Origin of the sequence: Dapis purpurea BLCC-M126, from assembly GCF_050015975.1 — a bacterium.
GTDB lineage: Bacteria > Cyanobacteriota > Cyanobacteriia > Cyanobacteriales > Microcoleaceae > Trichodesmium.
Genome location: NZ_JBNHER010000054.1, coordinates 1 through 17,769, shown reverse-complemented (window position 1 = coordinate 17,769; position 17,769 = coordinate 1). Strand labels below are relative to the sequence as shown.

Annotated in this window: 9 protein-coding genes; 5 read left to right on the top strand and 4 right to left on the bottom strand. The window is 36.5% G+C overall.

The genetic code is table 11. The features are described from left to right. The first annotated feature begins 446 nt into the window (after positions 1 to 446). The 4 genes from ACP6PL_RS05185 (at position 447) to ACP6PL_RS05170 (ending at position 8,318) form a co-directional block, all read left to right on the top strand. Entirely contained in the window at positions 447 to 2,165 is a 1,719-nt protein-coding gene (locus tag ACP6PL_RS05185) for an iron uptake porin (protein ID WP_426543255.1), read from the top strand. Positions 2,166 to 2,514: 349 nt separating this feature from the next. Further along, entirely contained in the window at positions 2,515 to 2,886 is a 372-nt protein-coding gene (locus ACP6PL_RS05180; protein WP_426543253.1) for an alkaline phosphatase PhoX, read from the top strand. A 752-nt stretch (positions 2,887 to 3,638) separates the two neighbouring features. Further along, complete coding sequence (locus ACP6PL_RS05175; RefSeq protein WP_426543251.1) at positions 3,639 to 5,357, top strand: iron uptake porin; 1,719 nt, start codon at positions 3,639 to 3,641, stop codon at positions 5,355 to 5,357. A 1,212-nt stretch (positions 5,358 to 6,569) separates the two neighbouring features. Beyond that, complete coding sequence (locus ACP6PL_RS05170) at positions 6,570 to 8,318, top strand: iron uptake porin (protein WP_426543249.1); 1,749 nt, start codon at positions 6,570 to 6,572, stop codon at positions 8,316 to 8,318. Positions 8,319 to 8,752: 434 nt separating this feature from the next. Here ACP6PL_RS05170 and ACP6PL_RS05165 read toward each other — a convergent pair whose 3' ends face one another. From ACP6PL_RS05165 to bchM, 3 genes are all read right to left on the bottom strand, one after another. After that, the gene (locus tag ACP6PL_RS05165) at positions 8,753 to 10,855 is read right to left on the bottom strand and encodes a protein kinase domain-containing protein (RefSeq protein WP_426543247.1); all 2,103 of its coding nucleotides are present in this window, start codon (positions 10,853 to 10,855) and stop codon (positions 8,753 to 8,755) included. Positions 10,856 to 11,010: 155 nt separating this feature from the next. Further along, positions 11,011 to 11,394 carry a DUF423 domain-containing protein gene (locus ACP6PL_RS05160; RefSeq protein WP_426543245.1) on the bottom strand — a complete coding sequence of 128 codons (384 nt, stop codon included), beginning with the start codon at positions 11,392 to 11,394 and terminating at the stop codon, positions 11,011 to 11,013. A 724-nt stretch (positions 11,395 to 12,118) separates the two neighbouring features. Further along, the gene (bchM, locus tag ACP6PL_RS05155) at positions 12,119 to 12,805 is read right to left on the bottom strand and encodes a magnesium protoporphyrin IX methyltransferase (protein WP_426543243.1); all 687 of its coding nucleotides are present in this window, start codon (positions 12,803 to 12,805) and stop codon (positions 12,119 to 12,121) included. Between the two features lie 203 nt (positions 12,806 to 13,008). Between bchM and ACP6PL_RS05150 the strand changes: the two genes are divergently transcribed. Further along, the gene (locus ACP6PL_RS05150) at positions 13,009 to 14,124 is read left to right on the top strand and encodes a transporter substrate-binding domain-containing protein (RefSeq protein ID WP_426543241.1); all 1,116 of its coding nucleotides are present in this window, start codon (positions 13,009 to 13,011) and stop codon (positions 14,122 to 14,124) included. Between the two features lie 128 nt (positions 14,125 to 14,252). Here the strand turns inward: ACP6PL_RS05150 and ACP6PL_RS05145 are convergent, their stop codons facing one another. After that, on the bottom strand, positions 14,253 to 17,228 hold the full coding sequence (locus tag ACP6PL_RS05145; protein WP_426543239.1) for a type I restriction endonuclease subunit R: 2,976 nt from the start codon (positions 17,226 to 17,228) through the stop codon (positions 14,253 to 14,255). Between the last annotated feature and the right edge of the window lie 541 nt (positions 17,229 to 17,769).

Here is a 17,769-nt window from a genome sequence, read left to right as displayed (position 1 = left end):
AGACAAATTAACTAAATTGTGATAAAGAGAAAGGAACAATGCTTGGGCCGTTTGTCAAGAAATTTTCACGTCTTCTACTAAGGCTGGAAATTAAATTACAGCAACGCTTAATCATTAAACCAGTCTTTAAAACTGTACAACTACTTTGGCAATAGGCCATTAAAAACTTAGAACCTCGAAAAAAATATTTAAGACTTAATATTATCTGTCTTTTTTTGCAAAGCAATAACTGTAGTCTTGATTATTCCTTAAAAGCAGACTAATTTAAGTCTAGATTTATTTAGTAATCCATACTTCAATAATATGGCTAAACGATAAATCTAAAAGTCGTAACCAAAATTTAGAATATGGTGGCGATGGAAAAAATGTTATTAAGGTTATGTTGAGCAAAATCAAGTTAGGTACTACCTAGCTGATTGCAAATTGGTGTGAGGATTGGTAAAAATATGAAAAAACTTATCTGGAACACTTTTAAACACAGTCCTAGTGTTTTGAGTGTTGCATTATTAATGGCAGGCTCGGCGATCGCTGCTGAGGCTCCTTTACAAAATTTAGGAAGTGATGAAGGTTCTGTAAATCAGAACTTAGCCCAAGGCCCGATTGAGATAGCTCAAGCTTTTGATAGTCGGCCAATGCCAATGGATGACCCCTCACTGGCACCAGTAGGGGTATCAGATTTGGATAATGGAGAGTACATGGATCAGGTGACATCCGTGACTCAGTTATCTGATGTACAACCTACAGACTGGGCATTCCAAGCTCTACAATCCTTGGTAGAACGTTATGGTTGTATAGCAGGTTATCCTGATGGGACTTATAAAGGAAATCGGGCAATGACCCGGTTTGAGTTTGCCGCAGGTTTGAATGCTTGTTTAGATAGAATCACAGAATTAATTGCTGCTGCAACTTCAAACTTAGTAACTAGGGAAGACCTAGCCGTTTTACAAAGATTACAAGAGGAATTCGCAGCAGAATTAGCTGCTTTGCGGGGACGAGTTGACTCTCTAGAGGCGAGGACATCCGAATTAGAGGCGAATCAGTTCTCTACAACAACAAAACTAAATGGTGAGGTATTGTTTTGGTTGAGTGATACCTGGGGAGAAAGAGCTGCAGGTCGTGGAGTAGCAAAGAGTGATGAAGACAAAACTGAGACCGCTTTTGGTTATCGGGTTCGTTTAAACTTCGATACCAGTTTTAGTGGTGAAGACCGTTTGAGAGTTCGTTTACAAGCTAATAACAATGCGAACTTTAGCGGTCGAGATTTGACCAATACTTTTATGACTCGTCTGGGTGTCGATAGTAGTGGTAGTGATAATATAATAATTAATAAGATGACCTATCGTTTTCCTTTACTAGATGGTAAAGGTCGAATAGAGGTAGCTGCTCAAGGCTTTGGTCTTGATGATTTTCTTGACCCTATCACACCTTTTGCCCCTAGTGGAGCTGGTTCGATTTCTAGATTTGGACGATTTAACCCCATTTTCTATCGCTCTCCTTCTGATGCTGGTGCTAAATTTGATTATGCTTTTAGTGATGCAATTAAGTTAACTGTAGGTTATGCTGCACCAGATTCTGAAGACCCTAGAGAGGGTAGAGGTCTTTTTAATGGTGCATTTAGTGGGTTTGGCCAGTTTACGATTGAACCAAGTGAAAATCTAGCTTTTCAAGTAGGTTATGTACGTACTTTCCACCCCAAAGATGATGTGAACCTAACTGGAAGTACAGGTAGTTTTAAAGCCAGAGATCCTTTTGATGGCACACGAACTAGCGCAGATAGCATCAACTTTGAGGCTCAATGGAAAATTACTGATGGCTTTCAAATAGGTGGTTGGGCTGGTACATTATTTGCTCGTCCTGAAGATGATACTGATACAGATGATATCACCATTCTTACAGGTGCTTTGATTTTATCTTTCCCAGACCTACTCAAAGAAGGTAGTTTGGGAGGTATTATCGTTGGTGTACCACCAATTGTGACCGATGGTGGTGATGATGATAATCTGAAGGATGATGATACTTCCATTCACATTGAGCTACTTTATCGCTTCCAGATGAACGACTATATTGCCATTACCCCTGCTGTATTTGTGATTACTAATCCTAATCACATTGAGGATAATGATACTCTCTGGGTTGGTACACTCAGAACTCAATTCAGATTCTAGATTTTTGGCTTGAGAGTAGAAAATTAAATAGCAGTCGTAAGCATTCACTTGTTAGTAGCAAGCAGTTAGCCAAAGAGTAACTCAAACATTTTTAGAGATAGCATCAGAATTTCAGGAAGCAGCAAAATCTGGTGCTAATTCTCAAGAATTATTAGATAAAAATCCTCTGAAAAAACAAATAATTACAATGGCTTTGTTGCATGAAAGTGCTAGAAGCATTATGAAATAAGGATTTATCAATAAATATTATTAATGCGAAAGTCTTGTACTGCAAGGATTCCAGGATATTCGTGCAACAAAGCTAAATAAAGCAGTACCTGAGAATCGCATGGGTAAGGATGACAAACCAATGAACCAGGCGAGTCTTTGTGGTTTATTTGGTAATAATTCAATCTGGTATATTCCCACCTCTGGTTCTAATGCTGGTGAAGCTTATTTGTTTGGCATTGGACCAACAGAAACCGAAACTTGTGGGCCGTTATTTACCAAAGATGGGAAAACTTTGTTTGTGGCCATTCAGCATCCAGGAGAAAAAAGTGGTATTCGTCAAAATATGGCCTCAGAAACTCGTGAGTTTGCCATGAAAACAATAGATGGTTCAGATTTTATGCAAAATCGTACAGTGCCCATGGGTTCTAACTGGCCGACTAAAAAAGTTAACGAGCCTCCGAAACCTTCAGTAGTAGCTATTCGTCGGTTAGATTCAACACCGATTACCTAATAAAAATTCAGAAACCAAAAAACTATAAGCATTTATAAGAACCTGGTAATAGTTTAGATAATTAATTTTCTAATTTGCTTAATTATTTTAATTTCACATTTAACTACCAGTTATTCCAATCCTTTCCTATATTAGTTTTGGCTTGTTTTGTGAAAAAATAGTCTAAAAATTTGAGGTTGCAAATTATCAAATTAGGTGTAGAATTTGCGACGAGAGTGCAACTTTTACTAAATCAAGCAAAATCTAATTTCTAAGGTGAGGTGAATCGTCAACTCATCATCAAGAAGTATAGTATATAGACAAATTAACTAAATTGTGATAAAGAGAAAGGAACAATGCTTGGGCCGTTTGTAAACAAATTTTCACGTCTTCTACTAAGGCGGGAAATTAAATTACAGCAACGCTTAATCAGTAAACCATTCTCCCTTTTGTCAAACTACTTTGGCAAAAGGCCATTTAAAACTAATTAGCTCGAAAAAAATATTTAAGACTTAATATTATCTGTGTTTTTTTGTAAAGCAAAGAAACAACTGTAGTCTTGATTATTCCTTAAAAGCAGACTAATTTAAGTCTAGATTTATCCAATAATCCATAATTATGGAATTATAGACTGTTAAGCGATAAATCTAAAGTCGTAGCCAAAAATTAGAATATGGTGGCGATGGATAAAGATGTTATTAAGGTTATGTTGAGCAAAATCAAGTTAGGTATTACCTAGCTGATTCAAAATTGGTGTGAGGATTGGTGAAAATATGAAAAAACTTATCTGGAACACTTTAAAACACAGTCCTAGTGTTTTGAGTGTGGCATTATTAATGGCAGGCTCGGCGATCGCTGCTGAGACTCCTTTACAAAATTTAGGAAGTGATGAAGGTTCTCTAAATCAGAACTTAGCCCAAGATCCGATTGAGATAGCTCAAGCTTTTGATAGTCGGCCAATGCCAATGGATGACCCGTCACTGGCACCAGTAGGGGTATCAGATTTGGATAATGGAGAGTACATGGATCAGGTGACATCCGTGACTCAGTTATCTGATGTACAACCTACAGACTGGGCATTCCAAGCTCTACAATCCTTGGTAGAACGTTATGGTTGTATAGCAGGTTATCCTGATGGGACTTATAAAGGAAATCGGGCAATGACCCGGTTTGAGTTTGCCGCAGGTTTGAATGCTTGTTTAGATAGAATCACAGAATTAATTGCTGCTGCAACTTCAAACTTAGTAACTAGGGAAGACCTAGCCGTTTTACAAAGATTACAAGAGGAATTCGCAGCAGAATTAGCTGCTTTGCGGGGACGAGTTGACTCTCTAGAGGCGAGGACATCCGAATTAGAGGCGAATCAGTTCTCTACAACAACAAAACTAAATGGTGAGGTATTGTTTTGGTTGAGTGATACCTGGGGAGAAAGAGCTGCAGGTCGTGGAGTAGCAAAGAGTGATGAGGACAAAACTGAGACAAGCTTTGCCTATCGGGTTCGTTTAAACTTTGATACCAGTTTTACTGGGAAAGACCGTTTAAGAACTCGTTTACAAGCTCGTAACGTTCCGAACTTTAGCGGTCGAGATTTGACGAATACTTTGATGACTCGTCTAGCTACTGACGATGATTTGGATGACGATTTTGAGCTACATAAGTTGGCCTATCGTTTTCCTTTACTAAATGGTAGAGGTCAAATAGAGTTAGCCGCTAATGCTTATGGTCTCGACGACTTTATGGCACCTATTACACCTTTGCAAAGTAGTGGTGCTGGTTCTATTTCAAGATTTGGGCGATTTAACCCTACTTTCTATCGTGCTCCTTCTGATGCTGGTGTTAAATTTGCCTATACCTTCAATGATGCAATTAAGATGACTGTAGGTTATGCTGCACCAGATACAGAAGATCCTCGAGAAGGTAGAGGTGCTTTTAATGGTGCCTTCAGTGCATTTGGCCAGTTTACGATTGAGCCAAGTGATAGGCTAGCATTTAATTTGGGTTATGTGCGTAGTTTCCACCCTAAAAATGATGTCAACCTAACTGGAAGTACAGGTAGTTTTAAAGCCAGAGATCCTTTTGATGGCATACGGACTAGCGCAGATAATATCAACTTTGAAGCCCAATGGCTGATTACTGATGGGGTTCAATTAGGTGGTTGGTTTGGTTCCTCCTTTGCTCGTCCTGAAGATGATACTGATACAGACGATATCACTATTGTCAACGGCGCTTTGACTTTAGCTTTCCCCGATCTACTCAAAGAAGGTAGTTTGGGAGGTATTATTGTTGGTGTACCACCAATTATTACTGATGGTGGTGATGATGATGATTTAAAAGATGATGATACTTCTATTCACATTGAGGTAATTTATCGCTTCCAAATGAATGACAATATTGCCATTACTCCTGGTTTATTTGTGATTACTAATCCTAATCATATTGAAGATAATGATACTCTCTGGGTTGGTACACTCAGAACTCAATTCAGATTCTAGATTTTTGGCTTGAGAGTAGAAAATTAAATAGCAGTCTTCAATAATTGATAATTGATAATGGATAATTGATAATTACCTCTCCCTAAAAGGTAGAGGATTGAACAAAAGGAAAATTTTTTCTTGTTTCTCCTTATAAAGGAGAGGCTTTAAACCTTAATTTTTCGGTAAGCATTCACTTGTTAGTAGCAAGCAGTTAGCCAAAGAGTAACTCAAATTTAACTAACGCTTACCTGTTTTATTGATACATCTGTATTGGTGTAGCGTGTCAATTCCTCATTAGCTAATTCCTAATAGCTGAATGGTGAGTATGAGTCGGTCTTGAATATGCCATATATTAAATTCTGAAAATTTTTTCAGGACCTTGATTATGAAATTGTTCACTACACCAAACACCAATAAATTTCTGAACTACTTTTATACCCCTTAGCTCGCTTCTAGTAGTGCTGATTACAAAGCTGAGGGGTTATATTTAGGGATTTTTTTTAACTTTCAACTTATTGGTCATTAAAAACTTAAGAGTATCTCAACTTATATCAAAAATCCTAATATTTCAGATAGTTGCACTATGCTGCAAGAGGTGCTAACCTGTCTGGTAAAAAAATATGACTCTGTTTAGTTTGTGTAATTATGCAACCAAGACCTTGGGGCTAGTTCTGGGGTTTATATCCAGGGATTTTTTTTAACTTTCAACTTATTGGTCATTAATAAACTTAAGAGTATCTCAACTTATATCAAAAATCCTAATATTTCAGATAGTTGCACTATGCTGCAAGAGGTGCTAACCTGTCTGGTAAAAAAATATGACTCTGTTTAGTTTGTGTAATTATGCAACCAAGACCTTGGGGCTAGTTCTGATGGATTTTAGCTGTCTATGTCTGATTTAATTGTTCTTAAACTCAAAGGCAATACTTATTCTATCCTTGCTAGGATAAGCTTCGTGCAAAAACTACTAGGAATATTTCTATATATGTAGCATGAACTCTATTCACTTATTTCATACTATTTGCTTAGAGAATTGAGGAACTTCATCCCCTGGTAATGGATGTAATTGTAAATAGCTATTTAAAAGTTAAACTTAGCTTATAGCACTATAACTGTTAAAAAAATCAATTGGAACAATCAGCAATTCAATCTACTCTAAACATTAGAGTTGTTGATAAAAGGCACAATAGTTTCCTAGTTTAATTATAAAGGTGTGAGGAGAGATCGATAATGACAAAAATAATTTTGAACGTTCTTAAGCAAACTCCTGGTACGTTCAGTCTAGCTGCCTTATTAATCGCTAATTCGGCTTTAGCTAATCAGGTTTCTGTAGAACAACTGGCTAATGCTCAAAATACCAATACTAATACAACTACTCAGTTACCTGTAGAGCCACAAAATGATGCTGCTTCAGAACAGGAATTACCAGCAGATAGTCGCTTGCAAAAACTAAAAGACCCCTCCTTACAAATTCCAGGATCTGAGTTAGAACAAGCGGACCCAATGGGACAGGTAACATCTGTGTCTCAGTTGTCAGATGTACAACCTACTGATTGGGCTTTCCAAGCTTTACAATCTCTAGTAGAGCGTTACGGTTGTATTGTAGGTTATCCAGACGGTACTTACAAAGGAAATCGGGCAATGACCCGTTATGAGTTTGCAGCAGGTTTAAATGCTTGTTTAGATAGAATTACAGAGTTAATTGCTGCTGCAACTGCTGACTTAGTAACTCGTGATGATTTAGCTGTTTTACAAAGACTTCAAGAAGAATTTGCTGTAGAACTAGCAGAATTAGGTGGTCGTGTTGATGCTCTTGAAGCCAGGACAGCAGAACTTGAAGCCAATCAATTCTCTACAACTACTAAGCTTAATGGTGAAGTTCTATTTTGGCTGACTGATACTTGGGGAGAACGAGCAGGAGCGCGTGGTGTAGAACAGAGCGAAAATGATAGAACTGAAGCTGCACTAGGTTATCGGGTTCGTTTAAACTTTGATACTAGCTTTACTGGTGAAGACCGCCTCAGAACTCGTTTACAAGCACGAGATATTCCTAACTGGAGTAGCCGGGATTTAACTAATACCCTAATGACCAGATTGGGTACAGATGAAAGTGATCCTGACGATACTGTAGTTCTTGATAAGTTGTTCTATGAGTTTCCTGTAGGTGATAAACTAAATGTAATTATTGGTCCTCAAGGGGTTGAAGTTGATGACTTTCAGACTGTCTTATCTCCCTTTGAAAGTAGTGGTTCCGGTGCAACATCAAGATTTGGACGATATAACCCTACTGCTTATCGTGGACCTGATGATGGAGGGCTGATTCTTCAGTACACACCTGCTGAAAAATGGCAAATTAATGGTGGTTATTTAGCTGGAGAACCAGAAAGTCCAAGAGAAGGCCAAGGTTTATTTAATGGTGAACATAGTGCTTTTGGTCAGGTTGTATTTGAAGCTAATCCAGACCTTGCTTTTACAGTTAACTATGTTCGTAAGTATTTTATTAAGGATGAAGTTAATGTTACTGCCAGTACAGGAAGTTTCCGAGCGCGAGATCCTTTTGATGGCAGACGAACCACTGCTGATAATATTGGATTTGAAGCTCAGTGGAGGCTCAACGATCATGTCCAAATTGGGGGCTGGTTTGGTACTACCTGGGCGCGTCCTGAAGATGGTAATAATGATGATGATGATGATATCACTATTATTAATGGCGCATTTACAATTGCATTTCCTGACTTATTTAAAGATGGTAGCTTAGGAGGAATTATTGTTGGTGTACCACCAATTGTTACTGATGGTGGTAATGATGACAATTTAAAAGACCCTGATACTTCTGTACATATTGAAGTTTTCTATCGTTATGCTATTAATGACTTTATAGCAATTACACCTGGTTTGTTTGTGATTACTAATCCAAATCACAATGATAATAATGATACTCTCTGGGTTGGTAGCTTGAGAACTCAATTCAGATTCTAGGAAGGTAGGTTAATTAACTGTACAAAAAGTAGGGTAAAGAGATAATTTATTCTTTCCCTACTTTTTTGTTATTGAGGGTTTGGTTGATTAACTCTTAAAGTATTCTATAAATAAATAAAAAAGTGCAGGCTTTTCGGCTGCTCAAGGTTAAAATGTTAACATTTTGAGGAAACAAGGGCGGAAAAATCAAGGGATAAATATATCCAACTATTTCCTCTATAATTCTTATTTATCCTAACTCCTGTCACTCGCAAATCCGTTAGCTATTCTACTTGACTCCTGACTTCTACCCTAACTCGTAATACTTTTTCACCAAAGCCTATTGATTAATTTCACTAAGAAACAAGATTAATACTCTCCAAAGTAAAGGGGATAAAACAGGAAATTTAAGATTTTCTTGCCTCCTAATTTACCCGGAAGTACTGATAACTGATTTAAGGCATTCGCCAAACTTTGATAGTTTGATCTAGACTGCCACTAACTAAGGTTTTGCCATCAGGAGTAATAGCAAGAGAACTTATTTGTTCTGAATGACCAAAAAATGTCTGTAATTTTTCTTCGGTAATTGTATTCCAAATAGTAATTTGGTCGCCGCCACTAACTATTGTTTGGCTATCAGCACTGAAAACTACAGCTTTAATTGAACTTTTGCTTGTACTTGGCGTAATTATACTTTCCTCTTCTCCCGTGTTGAAATCCCATAGTCTAATGGTTCCATCTTCACCTCCACTAGCTAAGGTTTGGTTATTTGGACTGACGGCGATGGCATTAACTGCTTGGGTATGTCCTTCTAAAGTTTGTCTGCGAATACCTGTACTCAGATTCCACAGTCTAATAGTACCATCTTCACTACCGCTAACTAAAATGCTACCATCCCGGCTAAAAGCTAGAGCATTTACCCCATATTCCTTATCTGGTATGCGAGTAAGTATTCGACTACCTGTTTTCAGGTTCCACAACTTCATTAGTCGATCGCTGCCAACACTTGCTAATGTCTGTCCGTCAGGACTAATGGCAACTGCATTTACTTTACCATCATGAGCGGGAATATTTTTTGATAGTTTACCAGTTGTGAGATCCCATATTTTGATTGTTTTATCTGCACTACCACTTACCAATATTTCACCATTAGGACTTATTGCCAGAGTAGTTATTTTATCTGTATGAGCATTTCTAATATTGTTTCTTAGTTCCCCAATCTTCAGGTTCCAAATTTTGATTGTACTAAAGTTACCACTGGCTAAAGTTTGACCATCTGGTGTCATAGCGATCGCATTTACTTCTCCGAGATAACCATTTAAGGTTTTTTCTAAAAATCGACTACTGTTTAAACCACGCAATAAAAAAACTGGATGACTAGGAAACATTCCGTAGCGCCAAAATCCATAAAATTGAGAAGTTGCTGCTGCTAATAGCAACATTGTTAACCCTACTATTAGGTTATTTATAAACTTAATTCTTGACTTAATTTTTGACTTATTACTAGATATTTTTGTATTTGTTTTTGTCTTTGTTTTTAGTTTTGTCTTAACTTTATGCCTGGTTTGAGTTTTTTCTATTAGTAGTTTTGTATTGTCCTTACTTGAACGACTTGGTTGAGCAGGAGTAGAAATGCGAGAATTATCAGTTGGACTATTTTCTGTTTTTATGTCCGCCAGACACTGCAAAATCATGGTTGGATTTTGAGGTCTATTTCCGGGAAAAGGTGCCATTAAATAATCTATGACATCTTTAAATTCTGTTGATATGTGAGAAGCATATTTGTGCCATTGCAACTTTCCAGAGCGTGGATTTTCTGGAAAAGCTGTTGGGGGTTTACCTGTTAATAAATATACAAAAGTACGTCCTAAAGCAAAGAAATCTGATTGAGGTACAGCTTTACCATTAGTTTGCTCTGGAGCAGTATACCCTGGTGAGACAATCCCTGTAACATTTTGGCCTTGACCTACTTTCACCAAGTAGGTGTCAGATACCTCTCTGACAGTACCAAAGTCTATCAACACCAATTGGCCATTTTGCTTGCGCATGATGTTGTGGGGCTTAATATCTCGATGGAAATAATTTTGCTGATGAACTTTGTCCAATATTTCCGATAATTGTGTTAGCCAATCAACTGCTTGAGTTTGATTTATTGGCTTATGGCGACGACTTTTCATCCAATCCATCAAATTCAAGCCGTCGATAAACTCCATTACTAGGCAGTGTAGAGGTTCTTCACTGTCTGCTGGGAAGAATGTAAAATAACCATCGTCTTCTATTTTTGGAATGCCAGGATTTCGTAAACTGATAAGTACCTGTGCTTCCTGTTGAAACAGAGAGATAGCTTTAGGATGACTTTTCAGTAATACTTTAAGAACTTTTTGTACCCCTTGATCTTCTACAAGATAAGTTTTGCCAAAACCTCCCCCCCCAAGAGGCTGGATAATACGATACCGATTTTGCAGTAGCAATTCGGAGCCACATTGGCAACAGGTACGTCTACCAGCATTTAATGGATCGGAGGGGTTGGGGCAATTGGGATTAAGGCAGTAACTCACAGAAGCCAGATACCCAGATTTGTATAGCTTTGCTATATTACACTATAGCTTGAAGTAGTCTAATTTCACAATGTACGGAAAATATTATTCATCTTTGCAGATTTTTTGAGTTTAATATAAGTATTTTTATAGAAATAGTCAAAACAATCTATTTTTTATAATTTTAAGTTCCAACCAGCGATCGCCATACAACTCCATCCTACGATAAATGCTACTCCGCCTATGGGTGTTATGGCTCCTAACCATTTTATTCCGGTTAGACTCAGAACATATAAACTACCAGAAAAAATTGCTATTCCAGCAATAAAGGCATATCCAGCAATGACTATTAATAATTGGGGTAAATCTTTTATTGTTAATAAAAAAGCCACCATTAATAGTGCTAAGGAATGATACATTTGTAGACGAGTGCCTGTCTGAAAAATGTCGAGGGAGTATTGACTTAGCTTTTGTTTCAGAGCATGAGTAGCAAAAGATCCTGCAACTACAGATAAACCTCCTAGAATAGATGCTATTACTAAAAAAATCTTAGTCATCATTTTTTCACTCCTTAATATAGTGATTAGGTAAGCATTCAGCCGTTAGCTAGACTCTTACAAAGAAACTGCGTTATCAGCTATAGCAGTTCTAAATTAGTTGTAATATGTAAAACTTAATAAAATTAAGATTAAAACCAATTCCCTAACTCGATCCTGTCTTATGGACTTTGTATTTTAGGATAATCTCACAGAACATATAAACGTATATAGAACTGCTATACCATTTCTGAATGGAATGTAGAAACCGAGTCCTATTAAAAAGGGAATAGGGAACAGTAAGGGAATAAAAACAGCATTAAATAGTAGTAAATATAAGGATATAGGGGACTCAAGACAGAACTTTTTTTGTTAGAAAAAATATTAATCTAGATTTACATCTCGTTTGAAAACACTATATATTGCTTTTGATTGTAGATAAAAGCTTTGTTAATTGAGCAATCATTAAATCTTAACTGCAAAATATGAGTTTGATTGGTGATAACTGATAGCTCTTTGTGCAGTATTCTGTAGAAAAAGTTTACCCAATTAGTCCCTTAACTATGAGCTATCAACCTTTTGATTTTTCTGTTAGTTTCTGGGTTTTCATCAATATCGAAATCCTTAGATAAATACTATTATTTCTATTTATAATTCATGCTGAAACCATAATTTTCTATTTTCCCAATTTTCATCATAATTAGTGTAGTAAAACCATAATGATATTAGAATTTGACTAAAACTTTTGTTACTTACGAACTGCTTCTAGTAAACGAGAATAATAGAAACTGGTGCTAGTCATTGCTTCTCTTTGGATAGAAAAACCATTACTTTCAAGAATTTTGATAATATCTGCTTCCCGATGCTGATAAGCACGAGTCGTTTTACTAGGCCCAGGAAATAACTCTCCTACTTTTTTCAATATAGTTAAAGCTAAAGTTTTTGGTGCAAAGCTAATAATTAACCGTGACTCAGCGAGAGATATCAAATGATTAATCATAGCTGCAACTTCCTCTTGAGGATAATGGATCAAGACATCTAAACAGACAACTGTATGATACTTACCACTTAAAGCTTCTAAGTCTTGAGCCACAAAATTAACATTATCTATACTAATTAAACTAGATTTGGCACGCTGATATGCTTCGGATACCATCTTTTCTGAGATATCACTACCATAAATAACTGCTCCAGCTTTAGCTAAAGGAATACTCAAACTACCAACCCCACAACCAGCATCACATATCGATAACCCTGATAAATTATCATCTGCTTGTAGCCAACTGAGGACAGTATCAACAGTTTGCTGATGTCCTTTTCTAATATCTAACTGTACCTTGTTTACTTGACCGTCTCCATAAATTCTGCGCCATCGGTCAAAACCAGTTGAATTAAAATAATCTCTGACAATAGTTTTATCGTCTGTTTTTGTCATTTCTCTACTTAATGTTATAGTGATTCTCCAGTACGCTTACAAAGATTTATACTCTATCAGAGTCAGGCTTGATACGGCCAATTACTAATAAACAGCCCATCAATCAATAGGATACTAGAAACTTGACTTGATTATTATGCCTTACTTCGGGGCAAAAAAAATTGTCACCATTAAAATTTGATTGCTCAACTCAGTTCTGAGAAATGCTCAACAAACTAAGTTTATTGACTTTTATTACTATAACCTGTATAATTAGTGTTTTTTTACCAGCCCATGCAGAAAAATTGCGAGTTGGTGTCGCTGGATCACCTCCTTTTGTAATTCAGGATAATTCTTTTAAAGGTATCAGTGTTGATATTTGGCAAGAACTAGCTTTATTAGAAAAACTAGAATATGAATTTATTCCACAAGATAGTGTAGCTAGTAGTATTGACAGTATAACCAAAGGAGAACTAGATATTATTATTGGGCCAATAAGTATAACTTCTGCTCGCTTAGAATTAGAAAAAGTTGCTTTTACCCAACCCTACTTTATTGCCAATATTGGTTTGTTAATTACTGCTGAGAGACCTACTATATGGAGTAGAGTTAGACCTTTTTTTGGCCTAGCTTTTATTTCTTCTGTTGGTTTGTTAATAGTTCTATTATTTATAGTGGGTAATCTTCTGTGGTTAGCTGAAAGACGGCGCAACACAGAACAATTTCCTAAAGATTATTGGCATGGAGTGGGCAATGGTATGTGGTTTGCTGTGGTAACTTTAACCACGGTGGGATATGGCGATCGGACTCCAATTACTAAAGCTGGGCGTATTATTGCTGGGGTATGGATGGTTGTTACTATGGTTACAGTTTCTTCTTTGACTGCTGGTATAGCGACAACTTTGACTCTTTCTTTGTCTAATCAAAGAGTTGTAGAGTTTCGTTCTCCTGAAGATATTAAGGACGCTAGAATTTCTGTCGTTAAAGGTTCTACTGGAGAAAGATGGGCAGAGTATTATGGAGCGCGTATTAGTCAGACTCAGACTTTGATAGATGCAATTAATTTACTCAAGTTAGATGAAGTGGATGCTGTGGTTTTTGATGCTCCTGCTCTTAAATATTATTTACATAATCATCCTAAAGAACGTTTGAAGTTATCTTCAGTTTATTTTGCTAGTGAAGCTTATGGTTTTATCATCTCTCCTGATAGTCCTTTTCTCCACAATATTGATATTAAACTTTTAGAAATGAAGGAAAATGGCAAGATTAAAGAGATAGAGTCTAAGTGGTTATCTAAAAGTAAGAGAGTAGGGAGTAAGGGAGTAGGGAGTAGGGAGTAGGGAGTAGGGAGTAGGGGAGCAGGAGAATAGTAAAAAAGTGCTAGATAGAGATTTGGCCACGTCTTACACTAATTTGGCTACGGATGTACGGATAGTATTTGAGTATTTATATAAATATAATTGTTTATTTAAGCAATTTTGTCTCGCCCATAATCAAGATTAAATAGAGTATTAATTAGCCATTCTCGAAAATTTTTATTATCTGTAAATTGACGATATTCTTCTATATGTTCACGAATAAAACGCCGTAATTCTTGATGGAATTTATTTTCAAAGGTAAGTTTTGCATTTTGCGGATCGCTATAATTTCTAGCATTTTGATACTCCCCATCTTTTCTGACTTTTTCTGGCAACTCTTCTAATAAAAATTTCCACACTTTATCCTCATTTTGCCAGGCAATACTACCACCGAAACGGTTATTAAATTCTTGGATTATTTGACTGATTTTATCTGACTTGTTTTCAGAATTTCCCCTAACAATATTTTCGGCAACTGGAGACAGGGTATTCTCCCTACTTAAACTAATACTTTGACTTCCTAGAAGCTCTATTCGATAACTTTCAATATCCACACTATTAATAATTCCTGCTGACGAATCATAATTATCTAATTTTGGGAGCTTATTAACTAATAATTTCAGAAAAGCATTTAAACTTTCCCAATAAGAATTTTTAAAACTTTTCACCTGCACCAAAAATTGATAATTTCTCACAAAACTCCTACCCTTATTCTGAAAATCTATTTTTTCCTCCTCCTGCAAATTATTCTGATAATTTTCCACACAACTATCTAAAACTGACTCCCAATTTTCCCGCGACTCACTACTCAAAAACCTCGTCATAAATTCCTGTACATCTTCTGAAGAATAAATCTGAAAGTTTGCCAAACTATCCTCTAAGTCATGGAGGCGATCGCTATCTGTTTCTTCACTTAAAATGGTTGTTTTATAATAAGGTTCAAAAGCTCTCTGAATTTCATCAGCAGAATTTACAAAATCCAAAACAAAAGTATCATTTTTTCCATCACAAGAACGGTTTAACCGAGACAAAGTTTGTACCGCCTTCACATCAGACAAAATCTTATCCACATACATAGTATTTAACAACGGTTCATCAAAACCAGTTTGATATTTATTCGCCACAATTAAAAATCTATATTTATCCTCCTTAAAAATTTCTGTTATCTTACTGCCAGAAAATCCATTCATAGAATACTCATCTTCCTTTTTGCCGTCTATTTCCTTACTGCCAGAAAAAGCAACAATAGTTTGATACTCAGAATTTATTTTTCGCAAATATTCGTCAAAAGCTAACTTATAATAAATCGCACTTTTAATACTATTACTAACAACCATTGCCTTAGCTTTTCCATTAATTTTTCCCTGAGAAATTACCTGTAATAAAAAATGTTCAATCATCACCTCTGCTTTTTTGGCAATACTCTCTGGATGCGATTCAACATATTTTTTTAATCGCTTTTTTGCCTGTTTAATATCAAATTCCGGGTCATCTATAATTTTTTTCTGCAAGCGACAATAGGTTTTGTAAGTCGTATAATTCTGCAAAACATCCAGAATAAATCCTTCAGCGATCGCTTGTTTCATCGAGTAACTATGGAAGGGATAAAATTTTCCATCTGCAGGATTTTTGACACCGAATAATTCTAAAGTTTGATTTTTTGGCGTGGCAGTAAAAGCGTAATAGTTGGCATTTTGACAAGGTTTTTGCGACTCGATAATTCGGATTATTTTATCTTCGGTGGTTTCCTCAGCTTCCGAATCTTCCTTGCTCAAAGATTCGGTCATCTTTGCTGCACTTTTGCCGGTTTGGCTAGAGTGCGCTTCGTCGATGATAATGGCAAATTTTTGATCGGCTAAAGATTGAATTTCCTCAACGATGTATGGAAATTTTTGCACCGTTGTAATAATAATTTTGCTGCCTTTTTCCAAAGCTGACTTTAATTGTTTACTGCCTTCGGTAATTGCTTCGACGACTCCGGCGACTTGAGCGAATTGTTTAATATTTTCCCGAATTTGTTTATCTAAAATTTTGCGGTCTGTCACGACTAAGACTGAATCGAAAACTTTTTCGGTTTCGGTAATATTTTTCAGTTCGACAAGTTGATGACTTAACCAGGTTATAGAATTACTTTTGCCGGAACCTGCGGAATGTTGAATTAAGTAGCGGTTGCCGACGCCTCGGTTTTTTGTATCTTTTAAAAGTTGCCTTACTAAGTCGAGTTGATGGTAGCGGGGGAAGATTAATTTTTGCTTTTTGGCTGACTTTTTGTCTCTATCTTTATTTTCCTCTTCTGTGAGTTGGGCGTAATTTTCGATGATGTTACTGAAAGTTTCTTTGGCTAAAATTTCTTTCCACAAATAATCTGTTTTGATGCCGTTGGGGTTGGGGGGGTTGCCTGCTGTATCGGGAAAAAGTAGAGCGGAATTTGATTTTTTGCCTTTGTTGAATGGTAGGAATTTTGTATTTTTGCCGTCGAGTTTTGTCGTCATCCAAACTTCGTTAGTGTCGAGGGCGAAATGTACTAAGCAACGTTTAAGTTGAAACAATAATTCTCTGGGGTGGCGGTCATTTTTATATTGGTTTATGGCGTCTTGAAAGTTTTGCCCGGTTAGTTGATTTTTTAGCTCGAAGGTAATAACTGGTAAACCGTTTATAAAAATTACTAAGTCGAGGGCGAGGTTATGGTTTTCTTTGTATTTGAGTTGCCGGGTGACTGAAAAAATATTTTTTTGGTAATTTTGGATAGTGTCGCGGTTGAGTCGAGAAGTGGGGAGCTTATAGTAAAGTTCGAGGCGAGTTTCTCCAGCTTTGATACCTTGGCGTAATATATTGACTATACTTTTCTCTTGGATTTGGCGGTGGAGGCGTTCATAAAGTTTTGTCTCCCAGTTGGTGCCGTAGTAGTTAGAAATTTCCGTTAATTTTTCAGGTTGGGTACTGTGGAGAAACTGGGAAAGTTTAGAAATATCGAGACAGTAAGTGCGGTGATAGTCTGCGGAGTTGCCTGGAGAATATTGGGAGTCTTGAATGAGACTTTGGTAGATAATATTTTCGAGATTTTTTTCGGTAATGTCGGGAGTCATAATTTTTTTGAGGAGTCAGGAGTCAGGAGTCAGGAGTCAGAATTTTTAATAGTAGGAATCAGTTAAATGTAGGTTGGGTTGAGGCAGGAAATCCAACTTTTTGAAGTCAGAAGTTTGAAGTTGGTATTGTAAAGTATATATCGCATGGCAAAAATTTAGGTGGAAAATTTCGAGTCATATCTATATCTATATCTATATCTATATCTATATCTATATCTATATCTATATCTATATATTATATGTCGGCAAAATCGAGGTTTGCCGGAGAAAGGGAAAATTCTAGATTTACCTATTTGCCAAAAGTGGAAAATTGAGCAGATACATATATATGTGGAAAAATTTAGGTTGGTTGGAGAAACGGGAAACTCCATATTTTTCGATTTAACAAAAGTGGAAAAGTTTAGCAGCATATATATATAGATGTGAGTGACTCGAAAAAATTTAGGTTGGTTGGAGAAACGGGAAACTCCATATTTTTCGATTTAACAAAAGTGGAAAAGTTTAGCAGTATATATATATAGATGTGAGTGACTCGAAAAAA